Source organism: Clostridium homopropionicum DSM 5847, from assembly GCF_001263795.1.
GTDB classification, from domain to species: domain Bacteria; phylum Bacillota; class Clostridia; order Clostridiales; family Clostridiaceae; genus Clostridium_H; species Clostridium_H homopropionicum.
The window spans coordinates 70,441-87,695 of record NZ_LHUR01000021.1; the positions used below are offsets into that span (position 1 = coordinate 70,441).

17 protein-coding genes and 1 pseudogene are annotated in these 17,255 nt (G+C 34.5%); 1 reads left to right on the forward strand and 17 read right to left on the reverse strand.

The window, feature by feature from the left end:
* Positions 1-291: 291 nt before the first annotated feature.
* The 3 genes and pseudogenes from CLHOM_RS18670 to CLHOM_RS07880 all read right to left on the reverse strand — a co-directional run.
* Positions 292-447 (reverse strand): annotated as a pseudogene (locus tag CLHOM_RS18670) (oxygen-binding di-iron domain-containing protein); the annotation flags it as partial.
* 59 nt (positions 448-506) lie between these two features.
* Positions 507-800, reverse strand: coding sequence for a helix-turn-helix domain-containing protein (locus CLHOM_RS07875; RefSeq protein WP_052221153.1), 294 nt, complete (start codon positions 798-800; stop codon positions 507-509).
* 124 nt (positions 801-924) lie between these two features.
* Complete coding sequence (locus CLHOM_RS07880; RefSeq protein WP_242846750.1) at positions 925-3,216, reverse strand: polyprenyl synthetase family protein; 2,292 nt, start codon at positions 3,214-3,216, stop codon at positions 925-927.
* A gap of 454 nt (positions 3,217-3,670) precedes the next feature.
* Between CLHOM_RS07880 and CLHOM_RS07885 the strand changes: the two genes are divergently transcribed.
* Entirely contained in the window at positions 3,671-4,729 is a 1,059-nt protein-coding gene (locus CLHOM_RS07885) for a hypothetical protein (protein WP_052221155.1), read from the forward strand.
* A gap of 276 nt (positions 4,730-5,005) precedes the next feature.
* Here CLHOM_RS07885 and CLHOM_RS18305 read toward each other — a convergent pair whose 3' ends face one another.
* The 14 genes from CLHOM_RS18305 to CLHOM_RS07940 all read right to left on the reverse strand — a co-directional run bounded on the left by CLHOM_RS18305 (position 5,006) and on the right by CLHOM_RS07940 (position 17,158).
* Positions 5,006-5,143, reverse strand: a complete 138-nt coding sequence (locus tag CLHOM_RS18305; RefSeq protein WP_161803208.1) for a hypothetical protein — start codon at positions 5,141-5,143, stop codon at positions 5,006-5,008.
* A 10-nt stretch (positions 5,144-5,153) separates the two neighbouring features.
* Positions 5,154-6,281: a serine hydrolase gene (locus tag CLHOM_RS07890; RefSeq protein WP_052221156.1), complete on the reverse strand. Its 1,128-nt coding sequence runs from the start codon at positions 6,279-6,281 to the stop codon at positions 5,154-5,156.
* A gap of 43 nt (positions 6,282-6,324) precedes the next feature.
* The gene (locus tag CLHOM_RS07895; RefSeq protein WP_052221157.1) at positions 6,325-7,131 is read right to left on the reverse strand and encodes a CPBP family glutamic-type intramembrane protease; all 807 of its coding nucleotides are present in this window, start codon (positions 7,129-7,131) and stop codon (positions 6,325-6,327) included.
* A gap of 183 nt (positions 7,132-7,314) precedes the next feature.
* On the reverse strand, positions 7,315-7,467 hold the full coding sequence (locus CLHOM_RS18955) for an ATP-binding cassette domain-containing protein (protein ID WP_479723121.1): 153 nt from the start codon (positions 7,465-7,467) through the stop codon (positions 7,315-7,317).
* A gap of 328 nt (positions 7,468-7,795) precedes the next feature.
* Positions 7,796-9,223 (reverse strand): HAMP domain-containing sensor histidine kinase, encoded by a 1,428-nt coding sequence (locus tag CLHOM_RS07900; RefSeq protein WP_052221158.1) that lies wholly within the window; start codon positions 9,221-9,223, stop codon positions 7,796-7,798.
* Entirely contained in the window at positions 9,204-9,950 is a 747-nt protein-coding gene (locus CLHOM_RS07905; protein ID WP_052221159.1) for a response regulator transcription factor, read from the reverse strand. The genes CLHOM_RS07900 and CLHOM_RS07905 overlap by 20 nt, the downstream gene beginning before the upstream one ends.
* 726 nt (positions 9,951-10,676) lie before the next feature.
* Positions 10,677-11,261: a hypothetical protein gene (locus CLHOM_RS07910; protein ID WP_052221160.1), complete on the reverse strand. Its 585-nt coding sequence runs from the start codon at positions 11,259-11,261 to the stop codon at positions 10,677-10,679.
* 89 nt (positions 11,262-11,350) lie between these two features.
* Positions 11,351-11,860 carry a hypothetical protein gene (locus CLHOM_RS18495; protein ID WP_200903905.1) on the reverse strand — a complete coding sequence of 170 codons (510 nt, stop codon included), beginning with the start codon at positions 11,858-11,860 and terminating at the stop codon, positions 11,351-11,353.
* A gap of 502 nt (positions 11,861-12,362) precedes the next feature.
* Positions 12,363-13,184 carry an ABC transporter ATP-binding protein gene (locus tag CLHOM_RS07920; RefSeq protein ID WP_052221161.1) on the reverse strand — a complete coding sequence of 274 codons (822 nt, stop codon included), beginning with the start codon at positions 13,182-13,184 and terminating at the stop codon, positions 12,363-12,365.
* Positions 13,185-13,217: 33 nt separating this feature from the next.
* Positions 13,218-14,255: a FecCD family ABC transporter permease gene (locus CLHOM_RS07925; RefSeq protein ID WP_052221162.1), complete on the reverse strand. Its 1,038-nt coding sequence runs from the start codon at positions 14,253-14,255 to the stop codon at positions 13,218-13,220.
* 3 nt (positions 14,256-14,258) lie between these two features.
* Entirely contained in the window at positions 14,259-15,347 is a 1,089-nt protein-coding gene (locus CLHOM_RS07930; RefSeq protein WP_200903906.1) for a FecCD family ABC transporter permease, read from the reverse strand.
* 13 nt (positions 15,348-15,360) lie between these two features.
* Positions 15,361-16,413, reverse strand: coding sequence for an ABC transporter substrate-binding protein (locus CLHOM_RS07935; protein ID WP_242846751.1), 1,053 nt, complete (start codon positions 16,411-16,413; stop codon positions 15,361-15,363).
* A gap of 260 nt (positions 16,414-16,673) precedes the next feature.
* On the reverse strand, positions 16,674-16,844 hold the full coding sequence (locus CLHOM_RS18310) for a hypothetical protein (RefSeq protein ID WP_161803209.1): 171 nt from the start codon (positions 16,842-16,844) through the stop codon (positions 16,674-16,676).
* Positions 16,845-16,906: 62 nt separating this feature from the next.
* Positions 16,907-17,158, reverse strand: coding sequence for a hypothetical protein (locus CLHOM_RS07940; protein WP_052221165.1), 252 nt, complete (start codon positions 17,156-17,158; stop codon positions 16,907-16,909).
* Positions 17,159-17,255: the final 97 nt, after the last annotated feature.

Genomic DNA, 17,255 nt, shown 5'->3' on the forward strand with positions numbered 1-17,255 from the left:
TGAATGTAGTTCAATGATGAGCTGTCGCAAGCAAAACCCCTAAAACCAAGACGGCTCATCTGATTTTTTACATTTAGAAGCCATCTAATAAATAAGTTTTACTGCATTAAGCATGATTAAAATATCTCCGTGAAATGTTTACCAAAACCGTATAGTTTTATACTACACCAATTTAGTTCACTTTTCAACCCTAATTTTAAAAAAATTTTTAATTTTCATCCATAAGAAAAAGGAATGGCTTGTTATAGGGCTTTGAGACTGCTTTTTTACTTATTAGATTGAAAATAAGAGGTTAACTTCGTCATTGAATAATCTTCCGTCTAATGATATGAAAGACCCGAAAGCATCTGCTGAGAATAATACTCCGTTAGTTGTATCATATGTTACCATAGCTTCTAGCCAGTGTATCATTGGAGCAGATACGAATACAACATTATGTTTTCCGAAGGGGATAAAAATCGCAGACCACCAATTATAAATCATAGACAGTATAAGCTTCCATGGTGTTATATAATTGTCTGGTCTTGCTTATATGGCGTATTTACTGTAGAAAATTTTCTAAGTATTCTATTGCTAGAAGGTTTATTTTCAAGTCTTTTTCTGATACTGGTATGGATTTCACCCATCATTTCCATAAACTCCTCGTCAGATAAATACAATGGGTAACTTCTGAATCCAACTTTATCTTCAATAATATTTACATTTTCACTTTTAGATAGATATTCTTCAAAATCAGATAAAAGAGAAATAATAAATTGACAAAACGACTCTGATAGCTCCTGCTTACTTAACTTATCCATTTTACTATTAATTTCATCTTGAGGATTTCTATTGATAACATAATGTCAAGAATTTTTTCCCATGAAAATAACCGTCAGTCTTATATTGACCAACGGTTTTGAAAGCCTTATGGTATATCAATCTCTAATGATCTCGGTTAACGATATAATTCAATAAATGCTTTAAAAAAGTAGTATTAAGTGGTACCCTTTGAAGCGATTCTAATGCAAGACAGTACTGTTCCCACATCTCTTTTCTAGCTCCTTCATTTCCTAGGATTGACACATAGGTGGAATTATTGTTTTCAGTATCTTTTCCTATTGCTTTACCGATTAACATAGGATCTCCTTCAACATCAAGTAAGTCGTCCTTAATTTGAAATGCAATGCCGACATGATGAGCAAATTCTTTCAAAGCCTCAATTTCCGTCTCCTTAGCATGAGCAAGAATAGCAGGCATTATAAGAGAAGCTTCAAATGCTATTCCTGTTTTATAATGTGCCATCATATTCAATTGTTCTAATGTCAATCGTTTTCCTTTTGAATGCAAGTCCATATTCTGTCCTCTACATACCTTCTCTGTTATTTGAGTAGAATATTGAATCAAATCTAGCACAGTTTTTGAATCAAACTGATTAAGAGATGCTTGTTCCTCAATAGCCTTTTGAGTCAGAAACAAACCGGTTAATTCTGCTGTAGCAACGTCGTATACTTGATGCAGGGTTGGACGTCCTCTTCGTGTTGATGCATTATCTTCAGATGGAAGATCATCGAAGATCAGTGATGCAGTATGCATATACTCCAATGATCTCATAAGGGGCAGGATTGCCGACTCACTTAATCCATATTCCTTAATGCCCATGACCCAAGCCACTATTGGTCTCAAACGCTTCCCATCACCTTCTAGACTGTAATTTGCAGCGTCAATTATTTGCTCATTTATCAAAGAAATGTTCTCTGTCTTAGGAATATTTAACATATTATTGATTTTGTTTTGTAATTTTTCCACAGTATCTAAAAAGTCTTCTCGTTCTTTACGTTCATTCTTAAGGATAGTAATCATATGGTCCCGAAGAAGTTTATCAAAGAAATCTACATCATCAGCTTTTTCAACCATGTTTTGAATTAGATTATTAAATTCAGAATCTTTAGGAGCAAACAACTCCATAATTTCATTATACTTTTGGGTTCCCATTCGTATTTTAAATCTTTTTAGCCCGTTAATTGCACGATCAAGAATTACTTCACAGGTCTTACTGTCTGAGTAATACACATTATTAATTAAATTGGAAATCACCGTCCAGTATAACTCAAATGGATTAATAAGATCGGAACGTTTACCATGGTATCTAATGTAATAGGTATATGGCGTAACTGCCCCATCCTTCATGTCATCAAACATATCTGCAAAATCATCCGCCAGCTGGTTATAGATGCCATAAAAAAAGGTTCTATTATCAAAGCCCTCATCCTCAGAAGCGCTTATTATGGATCGAGCAATCAATCTAGAAGAGGATGATTTTAAAATAACTGGTATATATAGCTCTTCATTAGTGTAATTAGTATTAGATAAATTTTTTACTCGATCTACTTCCTGAGAATTAAAAAACACATAGGATTCCTCCAAAAATGACTTTACTCTCTCTGATGACTGATGTGTCTTAATATATTCAAAAGCATCTTTGAGTTCTGAATGAATATATCGTATAAGATCTATATTATCTCCATACCACTTGCTCAATTCTGGTACAACTCCTGTGACAAGTGTAATACATATCAAATTGGAATATTCTTCTTTCTCTTTAGCTGATAAAACCTTAGAATCCAAAAGATCGTCAATGAAAGGATATGTGAGTCCATAGGAATAGCCTAACCTAATAGCATCGTCAAGCTTACGAGAACGCTCTTCAGAGGATATGTGATCACCCATCTCTTCAACTTGATGCATCATTACTCCAGCAATGATTTTAATAAGTTTTCGCTGTGCTTGTTCAGCATCCATTCCCTTTGGAATATTATTTGAAACAGTCTTAAGCTTCTCTATCAACCAAATTATAGTAGATTCAATGCCTTCCTTCTGTGCTCTGCGATAGAGTCCAGCCATACTAATGGTATCATTTTTTTCTCCTTGATTTCTTCCACTAAAACCTGTTAGATATTTCTTTAAATCGTCAACTACAGATCGAATTCGTGTCTGTGTTTCAGGTAAGCATAAGTCTTTGCCTAAATCTCGCATAAAAATATAAGAAATGCTTCTATCTAGATAATTATCCAGTTTACCTGTATAATTCAGCCATTGAATATAAGCATGATAATCCTTTGGATCAGGTTTACTCTTTTTACATGAAAAAAAATATAATAAAGAATTATGATGGATATGATTATGCTTCCACCACTGTATGTGTTTTGTTAGAATAGGAACATACGACTTTTGCATCATCTGATCATAAAGTGATTTAAAATAATTAACAGCCCTCTGTTCAGCTATCCTATAGCATGCGTCGGCATTTTTTGTTAACTTTTCATTCATACTAAACATTACCTCTACTCACAGAAATTTATTTTTCAGCTTTTTTAGCATAACACAGCAATACACATGTTTTCTATATGCACATCGAATACTGCTCGGCAAAAAGAGAATATATCCCGCCATACATATCTTTATATATTTTACCATTCTTTTACTCATATTGGCAAAGAAATTGTTATTGTATATGCAATTATGTTATATATTGTATTAAATCATAAATTTTTACATTGATTATTTACATATAATACCCAAAATGTTATAATATATTTAAATTAATTAAAAAATATATTAAGCTTATTATATTATAAATTATTTTTATCCTAGGATCATAAATAAATCTAAAAAGAAAGGAAGAATAATTATGAAGAAAAAATTAATGTCATTCTTTTTTATGCTAGCATTATTGCTTGGTTTTAGTTTAATGAAATCTGGTAACGTTACCATAGCATCAGCTTATGAATCTGCTTGGTATCCAATTCCCTCAATGAATATTACACAAATAGCCTATGAAAGTTACTCTCACTCAAATTCAAATCATATTGACGCTGTTGGTGGAACATATGCATTTGCCCCTTTTACTGGGAAAGTTGTAAACGTTAGCTTATCATATGGTGTATGTTTATTCCAAAGTACAGATAAAGTATATTATCCAGATGGTACTTTAGATTATATGACTGTTCAGTTTATGCATGGAAGCAATTATTCTACTTGGAAATCATATATGGACAATGGTACTGTTATTGCACAAGGAACCGATTTCTATAAAATAGGTGGAACTGGTAGTGGCGGTGCACAAGTATATGCTAACCACTTTGATATAGGTGTTTATAAAGGGAAGACAAGCTCTTTTACTACTTATTTCTCAAAATTTGGTAACACATATTCATTTAATGCTTTTTACATTAACCCAAATAAAACAACTTCTATAGTAAATAAGGGTAAAGTTGCACCTGGTAATACTGTTTATAATAATGCACCTACTGATTATAGTGGCCTTTGGAGTACTCTTGGATCTCAAAGCCATATAAGTGTAACATATCAAACTTATGATGATGTTAATAATGCATGGTTAAGTAATGTTACCGATACACAAGATTATGCAGGAATATTTGGACACGATGTTACTGGTGTATATGCTAATTTATCAAGCGGAAATATATATTACAAAGTACATGTTAAAGGAGGAAGCTGGTTACCTGAAGTAGCAAACAGAAGTGATTACGCAGGCATCTTGACCTCACCTATTGACGGCTTAATGGTTAAAACTGATACTAGAAGAACTATTCATTACAGAGTTCATTTAAGAACAACTAATACATGGCTGCCATATGTAACCGGATACAATACAGCTGATAGTAATAATGGTTATGCAGGTTCTTTTGGTAATGAAATAGATGCAATACAAATGTATTTAGACTAGATTCATATTATATTTTAGCTAATTTAAAATGTAACTTATAGAAAATATTAAGATAATAAATGCCACTTTCTTGATGTGAATTAGATATGAACATTCTCATCAGGAAGGTGGTTTTTATATAGATGTTTGAACTCATCACGCTTTTTCCAGTATTGTTATAAAGCCCAAACAATAAGTATTCTCAACGCAACTGTAGCAAAACTTTGCCATGCTACCCATACCAGACCATGGTGAGTTTAAATATATGGCACCAAATTCCATATATCCCATGTAAATCTATTTTGTATTTATCATATCAACTATCTCATCAACAATGATTTCTGGATGATAGTGATGTATGTAATACTTTGTATCCTGTACTACAAATTGCTTATTATCAGTTGACCATTCTTTCAGCTTTTTTTGACTATTCATCGGACAGAAACTAAAAAAGTTGTTCATTCACTTTTGCCAGAAAAGCTGGATCAATGAAGATTTTCTTTATGAATTCATTCATATTTGCCTGGAGATTTTGGAGTTCCTGAGGTTCCAAGTTATTGGTGAATAAGGCTATCTCCATACGGTTGCCTTCCTTGTCGGTAGCATAGGCCGCAGTGTTAATAATATACGAAGTTGAACCACCCTTAAATCCCAGGTGTTCAAACAAAGCCTGGTTGCCTGGACTCTCCATAGGTGTTTCCATTACCTTCTCCAGGTACTTCTGAGCTGCAGGCGAGAAAAACTTGCGGCTGTTGATTTTCATCAAAAGTGAGGCATAATCACTGGTTGTTGAAGCAATTAACCTGTCCGAATTCATCCTGTCGAACTCTTCATCATACCAGTTGGCAATCTCCGCTACTTTTTTATAAGATCCATCTGCATCATTTTTCAGCTTTTCATGTATATCCGCAGCCATCGCCCTGAACTGCTCTGCTGTCATATTCTTAAGTTCCTCTTTAGCCTTTGTCACCTTCTCTTTTTGCGGCAAATCCGGATACTTTTTCATCAGTTCATAAGGTATAAGAAGGCTGGAAACAAAAGGATAAAGCGGTTCATGCTGTGTTAGGCCAAGTTGGGAAATATTGTCATTTATATTATCCAGACCCAATCGTTCCATTAAGTACTCTGTATTGGCGTTGCTGCTGGGCTCTATCATCCCTTTGACTACTTCTTCCAAAGAAACGGAATCATCCTTTACCACCTTCCGTTCCTTGAGGCTTTTCACCCATTCCGGCTGGGCACCGCCATCCGATTTCGGCAAATAATAGCGTTCCAATTCATCCAGCTTGACCAATTCATCCGGGTTGATGACTCTCGCTGCTGCCTGCTCGGCATATTCGACGGCCACCATAATTTTCACTACGCTGGCTAACGGCATCATCTGTTTTGAGTTGTAATCTGCAATAACTTTGTCATTATGGATAATAGTTAGAGAAGCTTTTTCAGGATGATTCTGGATAAACTTCAGTACATTCTCTGCATTGGGCTTTGGAGTTCCAAACAGCTTTATACCAAAAAACGCGATAACTGAAACAAGTAAAACTCCGCCCATAATCCAATATGATTTTTTCATAATCCTTCCTCCTTAATACTTCGCCAATGGCGAATCTTGAAAATTAATACAATATGTGCATTAAAATCAGCTGATTTACCATATGTGTGAGCATATGAGCTATTACAGCATATTCAAATCCCTTTCTCCAATACAGCCAACCGAATCCTATACCCGCCAAACCGTTTAACACAAAACTCCTTATAATAGTAATCGTACTTAAGCCTAAAAGCTGCCCGGTTGCAGGAAGATGACCGGCAGCAAATAGCAGCGCTGCCAACAGAATTGCCCCCCAATTGATCAAAATTGTGCCTATACTATTATTTCCCTGATTTGCAAACAATTTATTAAGTCCAAACACAATAAGTGAAATAAAGAAAAGTCTCATTATAACTTCTTCGATAATACCGCCGTATAACACACTGCCGAAAAAGTATACTGGTGAAAACACATAGCCTGCTGAAGGTTTTATTTGTGGCATAAGATTTTGAAATATAAATTTATCAGAAAAAGCTATCAAGACAGCAGATAAAATACCTATCACAGTGCTTGCAATAATACCGCTTCTTATGATAGGAATTTTCTTTTCATGCTTGTAAAATAATGACTCTATCATTGGTGAACCCAAATTCACTTTTCTTGCCAATTTCAGCCCAGAAAAGCTGCATAAGAAAGCATATAATCCCGTCTGAAGCATCGATACAACCACTAACAATTCAAGACTCGGCAGCTGTTTCAACACAATCTCCATTTGTTTGGGGTCTGCTTTAATAGTATCAATCTGAAAAAGTCCCAAAAATACTCCCGCTAGTATTCCTATGGCAGTAAAAATAAGACTTACCTTTAAGTCAGTTTTGTTCAATGTTTTCATCATTCATTCCTCCCATTAAAATATCGTAACATCTACCCCCTGCTTAATTGCATACATCCCTATGTTCTATATTTCTTATGCTCAAATAGGCAATGATCGCTCCTACGGCAGCAAAGGACAGTATAATCAGTATTCTTGTCTCGGATACTGTTCATAGAAACCTGTTCTACTAATCTTCCGTTATTAATCACGCCGATTGTGTCGGCTATTTGTTCGATCTCCCCTAAAATATGGCTGGAAATTAGCAATGGGATCCATTCCATTGACGGGTTCATCCAGCATTAAAAATTCCGGTTTCGTTGTAATAGCCCTTGCAATTCCAAGCCTTTGCTTCATCTCCAGAGAGAAGTCTTTTACCGGCTGTTTATAGACCCATAAAATGCCTACAAACCATATAGAATTTTTTTCTTATTTTTATTATAATCCTGCATTTTTTAATCCACATAAAGAGAACCTTAAGATTTCCTAAAGATTATTTCTATGTAAAAACACAAGCTTGTAATAAAAATCCCCCAAACTAATCAGTTTGAGGGAGAATGAAACTGTTCTAAACCCGCTCTATCAAGACTACGCACTCCACGTAACTCGTGTTGAATTTTATAGAATATGTGGTCTACCATAATGTACTTATTTATCCATATCAAACAGGTTACGGTAAACCACTTTATTTCCCTTTGCCTACAGTAATTATGAATTCACTCCCCTTACCCAGTTGAGAATTTAACATGATACTGCCTCCATGAAGTTCAATAATGGTTTTTGCAATAGATAACCCTAACCCGGTACCACCATCGCTTTGTCTTGCAGCATCTCCCCTGATAAATTCATTAAATACATTCTTTTGAAGTTCCTCGGACATACCAATACCATTATCACGAATTGTTAGAATAACTTTCTCTTCCTCATCTGTTAAATTAATGCTTATTACAGTCCCCTTAGGATTATACTTCAGGCAGTTATTTAATATATTTGTTATTGCTCTATACAATTCTACACTTGCAAAGCTAAAACTTATTTCGTATTCCGGTATATCTAAATTAAGTTCAAAGTCCTTATCTTCCATCTCCATGTAGAGAGAAGCTATAGTTTCTCTTAAAAATTCTGAAAAATCAGCAACCTCTTTTTTTAATGGATAGCTTTGCATATCTAGTTTTGTATATGTGAACAATTCATTTATGAGATTATTAACCATTATTGATTTATCAATTATATACTGCAGATACTTCTTTTTGTCTTTTTCTTCAGAAACCATATCTGCATTTAATGCCTTGGCATAACCACATATAGTGGTTATAGGTGTTTTTAAGTCATGAGATATATTTAATAACATGTGTTTTTTTCTTTCTTCCGTTTCTTTTCTTGCTGCTTCTGATGCCTGCAGCTTATCGGCCATATCATTAAAGGCATCTCTTATTGCCACAAATTCTTTTTCCGCTTTATAATCCAGCCTGGTTTCATAATTTTCTTTTGCCATCTTTTTTATCCCTGCAGTAATGAGTTCCAAAGGTTTAGTAAACTTTCTGTAAGTAATCTTACTGTATAAGGAAATATTTATTATTAGCAGCAGTACAATAATTAAAAAGCTTTCTAAAACAAACAATAAAGTGCGTTTACTTGACCCTTCAATGGGATCATTTATTGTGAAAAACAAGGTATATCGTGCGTTTAAAGACTTCCGAGGTATTTTTACCAAGCATATATAATTTTTTCTGTCTTCTCCTTGGAACCATGCAGCTGAATGCAAGTATCCATTTTCTATATAACCTGATTTATAAAAATTTTCGATATCTTTTTGGGAGTAAATATTATTGTTATCGCTCTTATTTCCAATAAGATAAACAATTTTATAATTCTCAATTATTTCTACCCATCCATTTAATTTATTTATTTCTTTAGCATCAATTTTTCTATAATCAGTTTTTGCAATGTGGCTGGCGGATAAACCTGAAGGTATTTGTGTTTTTGTAATACTTTGTGTAGTGATAAGATATATAAAAACCACTGCAGCAAACAATGTGACAATCATTAGAATAAGGAAAACAATATAATTATTAACTAGTGTTGCATGAAGACTATTTATTTTTTTCCTCATTATTATCACCTTTTTGTAATCTGGATGGAGCTTCAAATTTGTATCCTAAGCCCCTTACAGTTTTTATATACCTTAGATTTTTCACATCTTCCTCAAGTTTGTCTCTTAAGTTACTTATATGAACCATTATTGTACCATCATCGGTATAATATGAATCATCCCACACCTTTTCAAATATTTGCTTTTTTGTAAACACTCGTCCCGGGCTTCTCATAAGCATGTATAAAATTTTATATTCGGTGTAAGTTAAAGAAATCTCAATACCATTTTTGAATATAGTACAGCTTTCCGTATCCATAATAATATTTTTCAATTCAATCTTAGTTTCTTGTTTCGTTTCTTTTTTGCTTTTGTTGTTAAGTTGATAAAATCTTCTAAGCTGTGATTGTATCCTTGCCAAAAGTTCTAATGGGTCAAAGGGCTTACTTACGTAGTCGTCTGCTCCAAGGCCAAGACCTAGTATGATATCATTGTTTGTATTCCTGGCTGATAGAATAATAATCGGTATATTGTATTTTTCTCTTATTTTACGTACTAATAGATACCCATCCGTGCCTGGCATCATTATATCTATAACTGCAAGATCAATCTCATAACTTTTTACCTTTTCCCATGCTTCAAGGCCGTTAAAAGCTGTAATTACTTCATAGTTTTCCTTTTGGAGGTATAGCTCAATCAATTCAATTATTTCCTTTTCGTCATCAGCAATAAGAATTCTTCTACTCATATCTTCACCTTTTATTTTAATATTTAGAATAAGATAAGTAACACTTTAATCATATCATATTTACGAATAACCTGTAAGTATAGACAGTTCACGATGAAATTTGAAATAAAATTTCAAAGTTTATAGACCTATAAAACCTGTAGGAGCTATAGATAAATTTTCCTAACTTACTAAAAGTTTTAATATCTACAGGCTCATTATTCTCCTCTATTATCCCTTTCTTCTTCTCTTTCCTATTATTGAATCCTTCCTTTTTTCAAGTCTTTCAAATTTGCTTATCCTCATTTACCATTATTCCGCCTTTTAAACCCTTTAATGATATTAAATTAGGTTGGCATTAATCCTATAATTTTCGCTATATTAATATTTTTCCAAATGCCAATGAGTAAAAATATTAATGAAACTATAAACAAGAGAATTGTTATCATTACCGTTAAACTTTTTTTCATAGATTCCTTCACAAATTCTTACGATTTTTCATCATACAAGAAGGGGTGAACTACTTAAACTTCAAATTATGTTTACATTTTATTTCATACTTAAATCCCAAGTAGTTGAGTACTGAAATCAGCAGTTCAAGTTCTATATCAGCTCCCAAATTTGATAAAACAAAGGGATTATTGTGTGAAATAGACTTTGCCATAAATTTATTTATTTCTGCATGCTTTGAGTTAGTAGTCCCACTATGACAATTCAAAAAATTTGACACAATTCCATACAATGCAGCTAATTTGCTGCTTTAATAATTTGACTGTGCTTTTCAGATGACAAGGATTTTATATCAAATAGTTCTATAAAATCCTGTACTATTAAACGGCAAATGTTTTTGCTAAACGGAGCCACCTCCGTATGACGGTACATAATATCTAATACTTCCATTTCTATATCAGAATATCCTTTTTCTGTATTATTAATAATGCGTTGTAGAAGTTTTTGTTCCTGCTCTGTGCATATGGAACGTTTTATTATTTTACATGGCTTGTTTTGAACAAGATAATTTTCCCATATCCCGAAATCATCTTCAATCCTAAATGGCTTAAATAAGGGTTTTAGTTCAATAAACATGTCGAGTATTTTGTAGTATTCTTCTTCGATATCACCATTCCACTTGCAAAATCCATCTATTTTAGTATCTTCAAGGCCTAGAACGAGAGGTTCACTCTTATCATTGCAAAACTTAATTTCAACTATATTTTCCTTTATATTCAATAAACACTCAAAAGTTTCGGCATGCTTTTGAACAATAGAAACTATATCATTAAAAGTGTATTCACTCTTTAACTTTCCCTTATAAAATATAGTACAACCCAATGTATACCCTCCTATTCTCAAATCCTACAGATACAGTTAATTACAAGTCTGTCTTATCGGCTTACACTATTATACAATGTATAATAATTTTAAGTGGCTTCTCCAGAAGAATTACGAAGTTTTTCAATAGCAATTTTTATAGCGTTTTCTTCTGTGTCTGTTAGAGAAAATCCCCTTGAAACCTGTAACCAAGTTTCCCATTCTTCGTCCCATTTGCAAACATCCACATGAAATAAGCCATCTTCACGTTTAATGACTTCTGCTTTATATTTTCGGCTCGGAGAAAATATTTCCTTAATTACTTCCATACTAACTTTGGTATATCTTCTTTCATATTTTCTCCATGTTAAAAGTGCATAAAAGCATCCACCAACTGAAAAGATAACTATGCCTATTAAAAGTCGTCTTAAAAAACTTAAATGCATTAGACTATTAAACTTAAATCCTTCTTCTGTTATCTGAAATAACAATGCCCATACTATACCTATTAAAAACCCCCTATATAAAACTTCGGTTTTCCAAATATATAATTTTTTGCCTTTGTCTTTCATCTTCTTCCAATTGCTTAATTTAAATTTCTCTTTGTCCTTAATGTTCATTATAAATTTACTCCCTTTTAGAATCTACATCTGGAAAATATAATTTAAAAGGGGGTGTCGCACAAAGAATAAAAACTACAATATATTGTATTAGATTTTTAAATTCTAAAACAATATATTGTAGTCCAATTTCTTAATGCGACAGCCCCCTTTGTTATTTTTCAAGCACAATTATGCAGGAAATAGGAATCAACCATTATGTTAATTAATATTGAGTAGTATAATTTGACATATAAAACAGCACTAAAAGCTAGTGCTGCTTTTCCTTGTACCCAAGGTAGCTTTATCATTATTTCAGAAATATTCATTCAAGAAAGTTATGATGCAAAGTTCAAGTACTAGTCTGAGGGAACATAAAATACATCTTAAAATTAGCCCTAAACTCATAAAAGCCTTACTACCAAGCTACTTCCTCTCTATCAACGCAACACACTCCACATGGAGGGTGTGTTCTAGTTAGTGCATAGGCAAGTTAAGACAAAGTGAGGTACCTATTATTTATTTAAATGGCCCTTAGGCTATTGTTTTCATTTTTCAACTTTCTGCCTTTTCCGTACGGAATACACAATGGCGTTCCAAACAAGGTATCTACAGTTATCTCACTATCCATATGAAAGACATCACGAACCATTTCTTTCGTAATAATATCTTCCGGCTTTCCTTGTGCATAGATTTTTTTATCTTGAATCGCTACAATATTGTGAGCATATCTGCAGGCAAGGTTTAAATCGTGCAACACCATTATAATAGTTCTTTTCTCTACTTCATTTAACTCAAACAATAAATCCAGAATTTCGATTTGATGGGCCAAATCCAAATACGTGGTTGGTTCATCCAGCAAGATGATATCAGTTTTTTGAGCTAAGCTCATAGCAATCCAAGCCCTTTGCCTTTGTCCTCCAGATAGGGAGTTCACATTCCTGTCTTCCAAATCCTTCATTTTAGTAGCTTCAAGAACTTGATTCACTATCTTTTCATCTTCACGAGACCATTGTTTCAGCCAACTTTGGTGAGGATATCTTCCCTGTTTGACTAACTGCATTACCGTTAGTCCCTCTGGTGCTATCGGTCCTTGAGGTAATATTGCAAGCCGTTTGGCAATATCTTTGGTTGATAAACTATCAAATCCTTCACCTTCTAATAGCACTTGACCCGATTTCGGTTTTAGAAGACGCGCAAGAGAACGCAGCAACGTGGATTTTCCACAACCATTGGCTCCCACAAAAACAGTGATTTGGCCAGTAGGAATCTTTAGGTCCAATTCATCAATAATAATTGTATCATTATATCCTAAGGTAAGTTTGCTTGACTGTAAAATGCTCATTATTTTAACTCCTTTATATCTTTATATCATCAATTACATATTTCGATTTCTATAGATCAGAAAAATAAAGAATGGCGCTCCCATACCTGATACAAAGACTCCAGCCGGTAAATCCAATGGTAAAAACACTGTTCGAGCAGCTACATCTGCCAGCATTACCGTCAAGCCCCCTATTAAGGCTGTCACCGGCACTAAGCTTTCAAATGCACGCCCTACCAGTTTCCTAGCAATGTGAGGTGCAATAAGACCAACAAAACCTATTCCTCCCGCTAGAGCTACTGCAGACCCTGCTAAGGCTACGCTAATAAAAGTCAGTAGAAATCGGTTCAGCTGGACACGGGAACCCATTCCCAAAGCTAAGTCATCTCCCAGCTCTAAAAGGTTGATCTTTCTTGCCATCAATATCGAAATAGGAACAAAAAACATTACCCATGGCAGCATAGTGTAAACATCTCTCCAGTTGGCTCCATAAACACTTCCAGTCAGCCAAATATATGCTTCGCTTGTAGAATATGTGGGGCTCAGCACGATCATCATGGTTACCATAGCTCCCATCCCCGCTTCTATCCCAATGCCGATAAGCACAAGTCTAATAGGACTTATTCCCTTCTTCCAAGCCAAAGCATAAATGATGAAAGATGCTACTCCCGCTCCAATAATCGCTACGACGGGCAGCCACTTTACGCTTACAGTTGAGAAAAACGTAATGAAGAATACTGCTGACACCTTAGCCCCACCTGTGATCCCAATGATATCAGGGGATGCTAGCGGGTTGCGCACAAGCCCTTGTAGAATCAGACCGGATACTGCAAGAGAAATTCCTACAAGTAAAGCAAGAGTCATTCTAGGTAATCTTAGGGTTTCAATGACAAATGTATTTTCACCGTTACTAATACCTGTGATATACCTTATTACTGAAACTGGGTGAATCATTATGCTTCCCACAGACAAGCCCAATATAAATAAGGTCAGCGTCAAAGCCAATAAAGCAGCCATCACAATAAGAACTCTGTTTTCTATCAATATAGATACTCTATCAGATTTGCTTCGAATTATTTTATACTTATTCATAAATTATGCCCCTCTCCTTGCCATATAGATGAAGAACGGGACTCCTATAAAGGCAGTCATCACTCCTATGGGCATTTCCTCAGGTATAATGACAAGTCTGGCAACTATATCTGCCAACAACAATAAGGTTCCTCCGAAGACAGCACAGTAGGGTATTATCCAACGATGGTCTATGCCTACCACTGCACGAACCAGATGAGGTACAATCAGACCAATAAACCCAATTGCTCCTCCTACTGCCACAGATCCCCCTGCTAAAAAAACTATCACAATCCCCATTATAGTCTTTATCAATAAGACACGCTGACCCAAGCTTTTGGCGATATCTTCACCAGAGGTGAGAATATTGATCGAATTGCCTAATAAGAATGCTATAACGCCAGCTGCAGCCATAAAGGGCAAGATAGGCAAAATCATATTCAGATTCCTTCCGGATACTGAGCCTCCCAGCCAGAACAACACCCCTTCCAGACTCTGTTCATCCAATACCAACAGTCCCTGGGTTAAAGAGCTGAAAAAGGCAGTAATCGCAGTACCACTTAATATGATTTTGATTGGAGATAAGCTGTCCTTGCCAAGTGAACCTAGAAAGAAAACCATCACTGCTGCAATTGAGCCGCCTATAAACGCAATCCACATCAGCTGAAACAAAGAACTGATTGATAAAAATACTGTAGCAGACACTACAAAAAACAATGCACCCGAATTAATTCCGAAAATACTTGGAGAAGCCAAGGGATTTCTTGTTAAAGCCTGCATCAATGCGCCTGCTATTGCTAAGCTAGCTCCAATCAGTATGGCTATAAAGGTTCTGGAAATCCGAGTTGTAGCAATAATAATATGTTCAGTAGAAGATGGATTAAAGTTGATTAAGACTTCTATCAATGTTGTTATGGGAGTTTTAACCTGTCCCAGTGTCATACTTAATATAAATACTAAGCCTAAAAAAACCAGGCCCGCCATCAGACCCCCAATTTTTCCTCTTGGTTTTGTTAATAATGGATTCATAATTATCTCTCTTTCAAAAACAATTGCTATTAATGAGAAATCAAAATTGGAGTAGAGCTCAATAAGTTTTACTCCAATTTTCAACTAAAGGTGACTTCTATTTGTCTAAACCAAAATGCTCATAAATCTGATCCAACATCGTATTAGCTGAAATATAACCTCCACCCATGTTCCATGCGACCTCATCTACAGTATAGAAACGGTTATTCTTTACTGCTTCTAAGTTCTTCCAGAGCGGATGATTTGTCCATTCGTCAAAAGTCCTTTGAATGGCTTTGGCATCTGCATTATGAGCATCTGCAGCAAAGATGAAAAACACCTCCGCATTCATGGAAGGAATGCTTTCCATGGTAGTCAGCTTAAGAACAACATTTCCTTCTTCAGCAGCTTTCTTCTGGACTTCAGATCTCACAAACCCAAGCTCATTTAAAATATCACCAGCAAAACCTGTTACATAAATACGAGCGTGGTCGGCTCTGAAGTTCAGCACGGACACTTCTATTGGCCATTCATTTCCTAGTTTCGCAGAAATCTTTGCTTTGAAGTCTGCTACTCTATTATCCCAGTCCAAAAGTAGCTTTTGCGCCTCTGTTTCTTTGTTCATTGCTTGTCCCATCAGTTTAACTGTGTCTTTAAACTTGAAAACTGTTTCATGAGTTACTGTTGGAGCAATTTGTGAAAGCTGATCATATATCTTTTCGTGACGTAATTTTGAAGCAATTATTAAATCTGGCTTAAGCTTTGCGATTTCTTCTAAATTTGGCTGTGTCTCTTCCCCTACGATTACAGCATCTGCAAGGTCATCTCTTAGATATTTATATACAGGAGGCTCAACCCAAGATTCAACAACTCCTACTGGTTTAACCCCTAACGCAATTGCAGTATCAGTAGCACCTTGATATAGAGTTACAATTCTTATAGGTGTACCCTTTATTTCTGTTTTACCCATAGCATGTTCAACTACTCTAGCAGCTTCATTTTGAGAAGCTTCTGGCGTCTTATTAACCCCACAACCTACAACAGCTATTATTACTACTAAAACTAATACTGATAATAGAACTTTTTTAAACTTCAACATTTTTTCCTCCCTATTTTTGAAAGCTAGTTTATTAGATAATTCCATGTGTGAAACTTGATTGAATATCAGCATTTATATGTACTTAATCCTTATATTTCTTTATATCCCACCGCCTTTTTGTTTAAATCCTCACTAACTATAAAGATACCAAAGTTACATAGTACCTTTATGCAATTTGGTATCGATAATGAAAATCATTATCATTTATATTGTCTATAATAATTTAAAATATATATTATGTCAAGCATATTTATGAAATCCATATAAAACAATGTATGTAATTCAACTTAAAGACATATTTATATAATAAGAAAATCCTTAGCTAAATCAATTCAACTAAGGATTTTTTTATCTATAGTTTTAAAGTCATTACTATTACATATTTCTTCTGATATTCTATGGTCAACTAGTGGGCCCATTGGTGTCTTTTCTTTATGAAACTCTATAGTTAATAGCTTTCCGTTAACTTTTAAAATTCTTTTTATCTCATTTAACATAGACACAATTTTCCCTCCTTACTGATATTTTATATCCTGTATTAAAGTCTAAAATTATGAAACTTCTTTCATAAATTTTTATCGGACACATTTACAGGAGTTATTTTTCGTTCATTCTTACAAGAAAAGATAAAAAAACCAATACACAAAATAGCATATAATGACACAGCTACCCCTCGAGATTCTTCGGCTAGGTTACCAATGGGAGAAATAAGCGTTGGTACAGCAACTGAAATTCCTCCAACAAAAATAACATTCATATTAACAAGAAAAGGAAGATTAGAACTTATATCAATAAGATCAATCCCAACAATTTCCAACATTAAACCTCCTTGCAGAATCTCACCTTTCGGAATCAATCCTGCTAATAAGACTGCACCAAATAAAATTGACTCATGTAATTACCTTTTTCTTTCT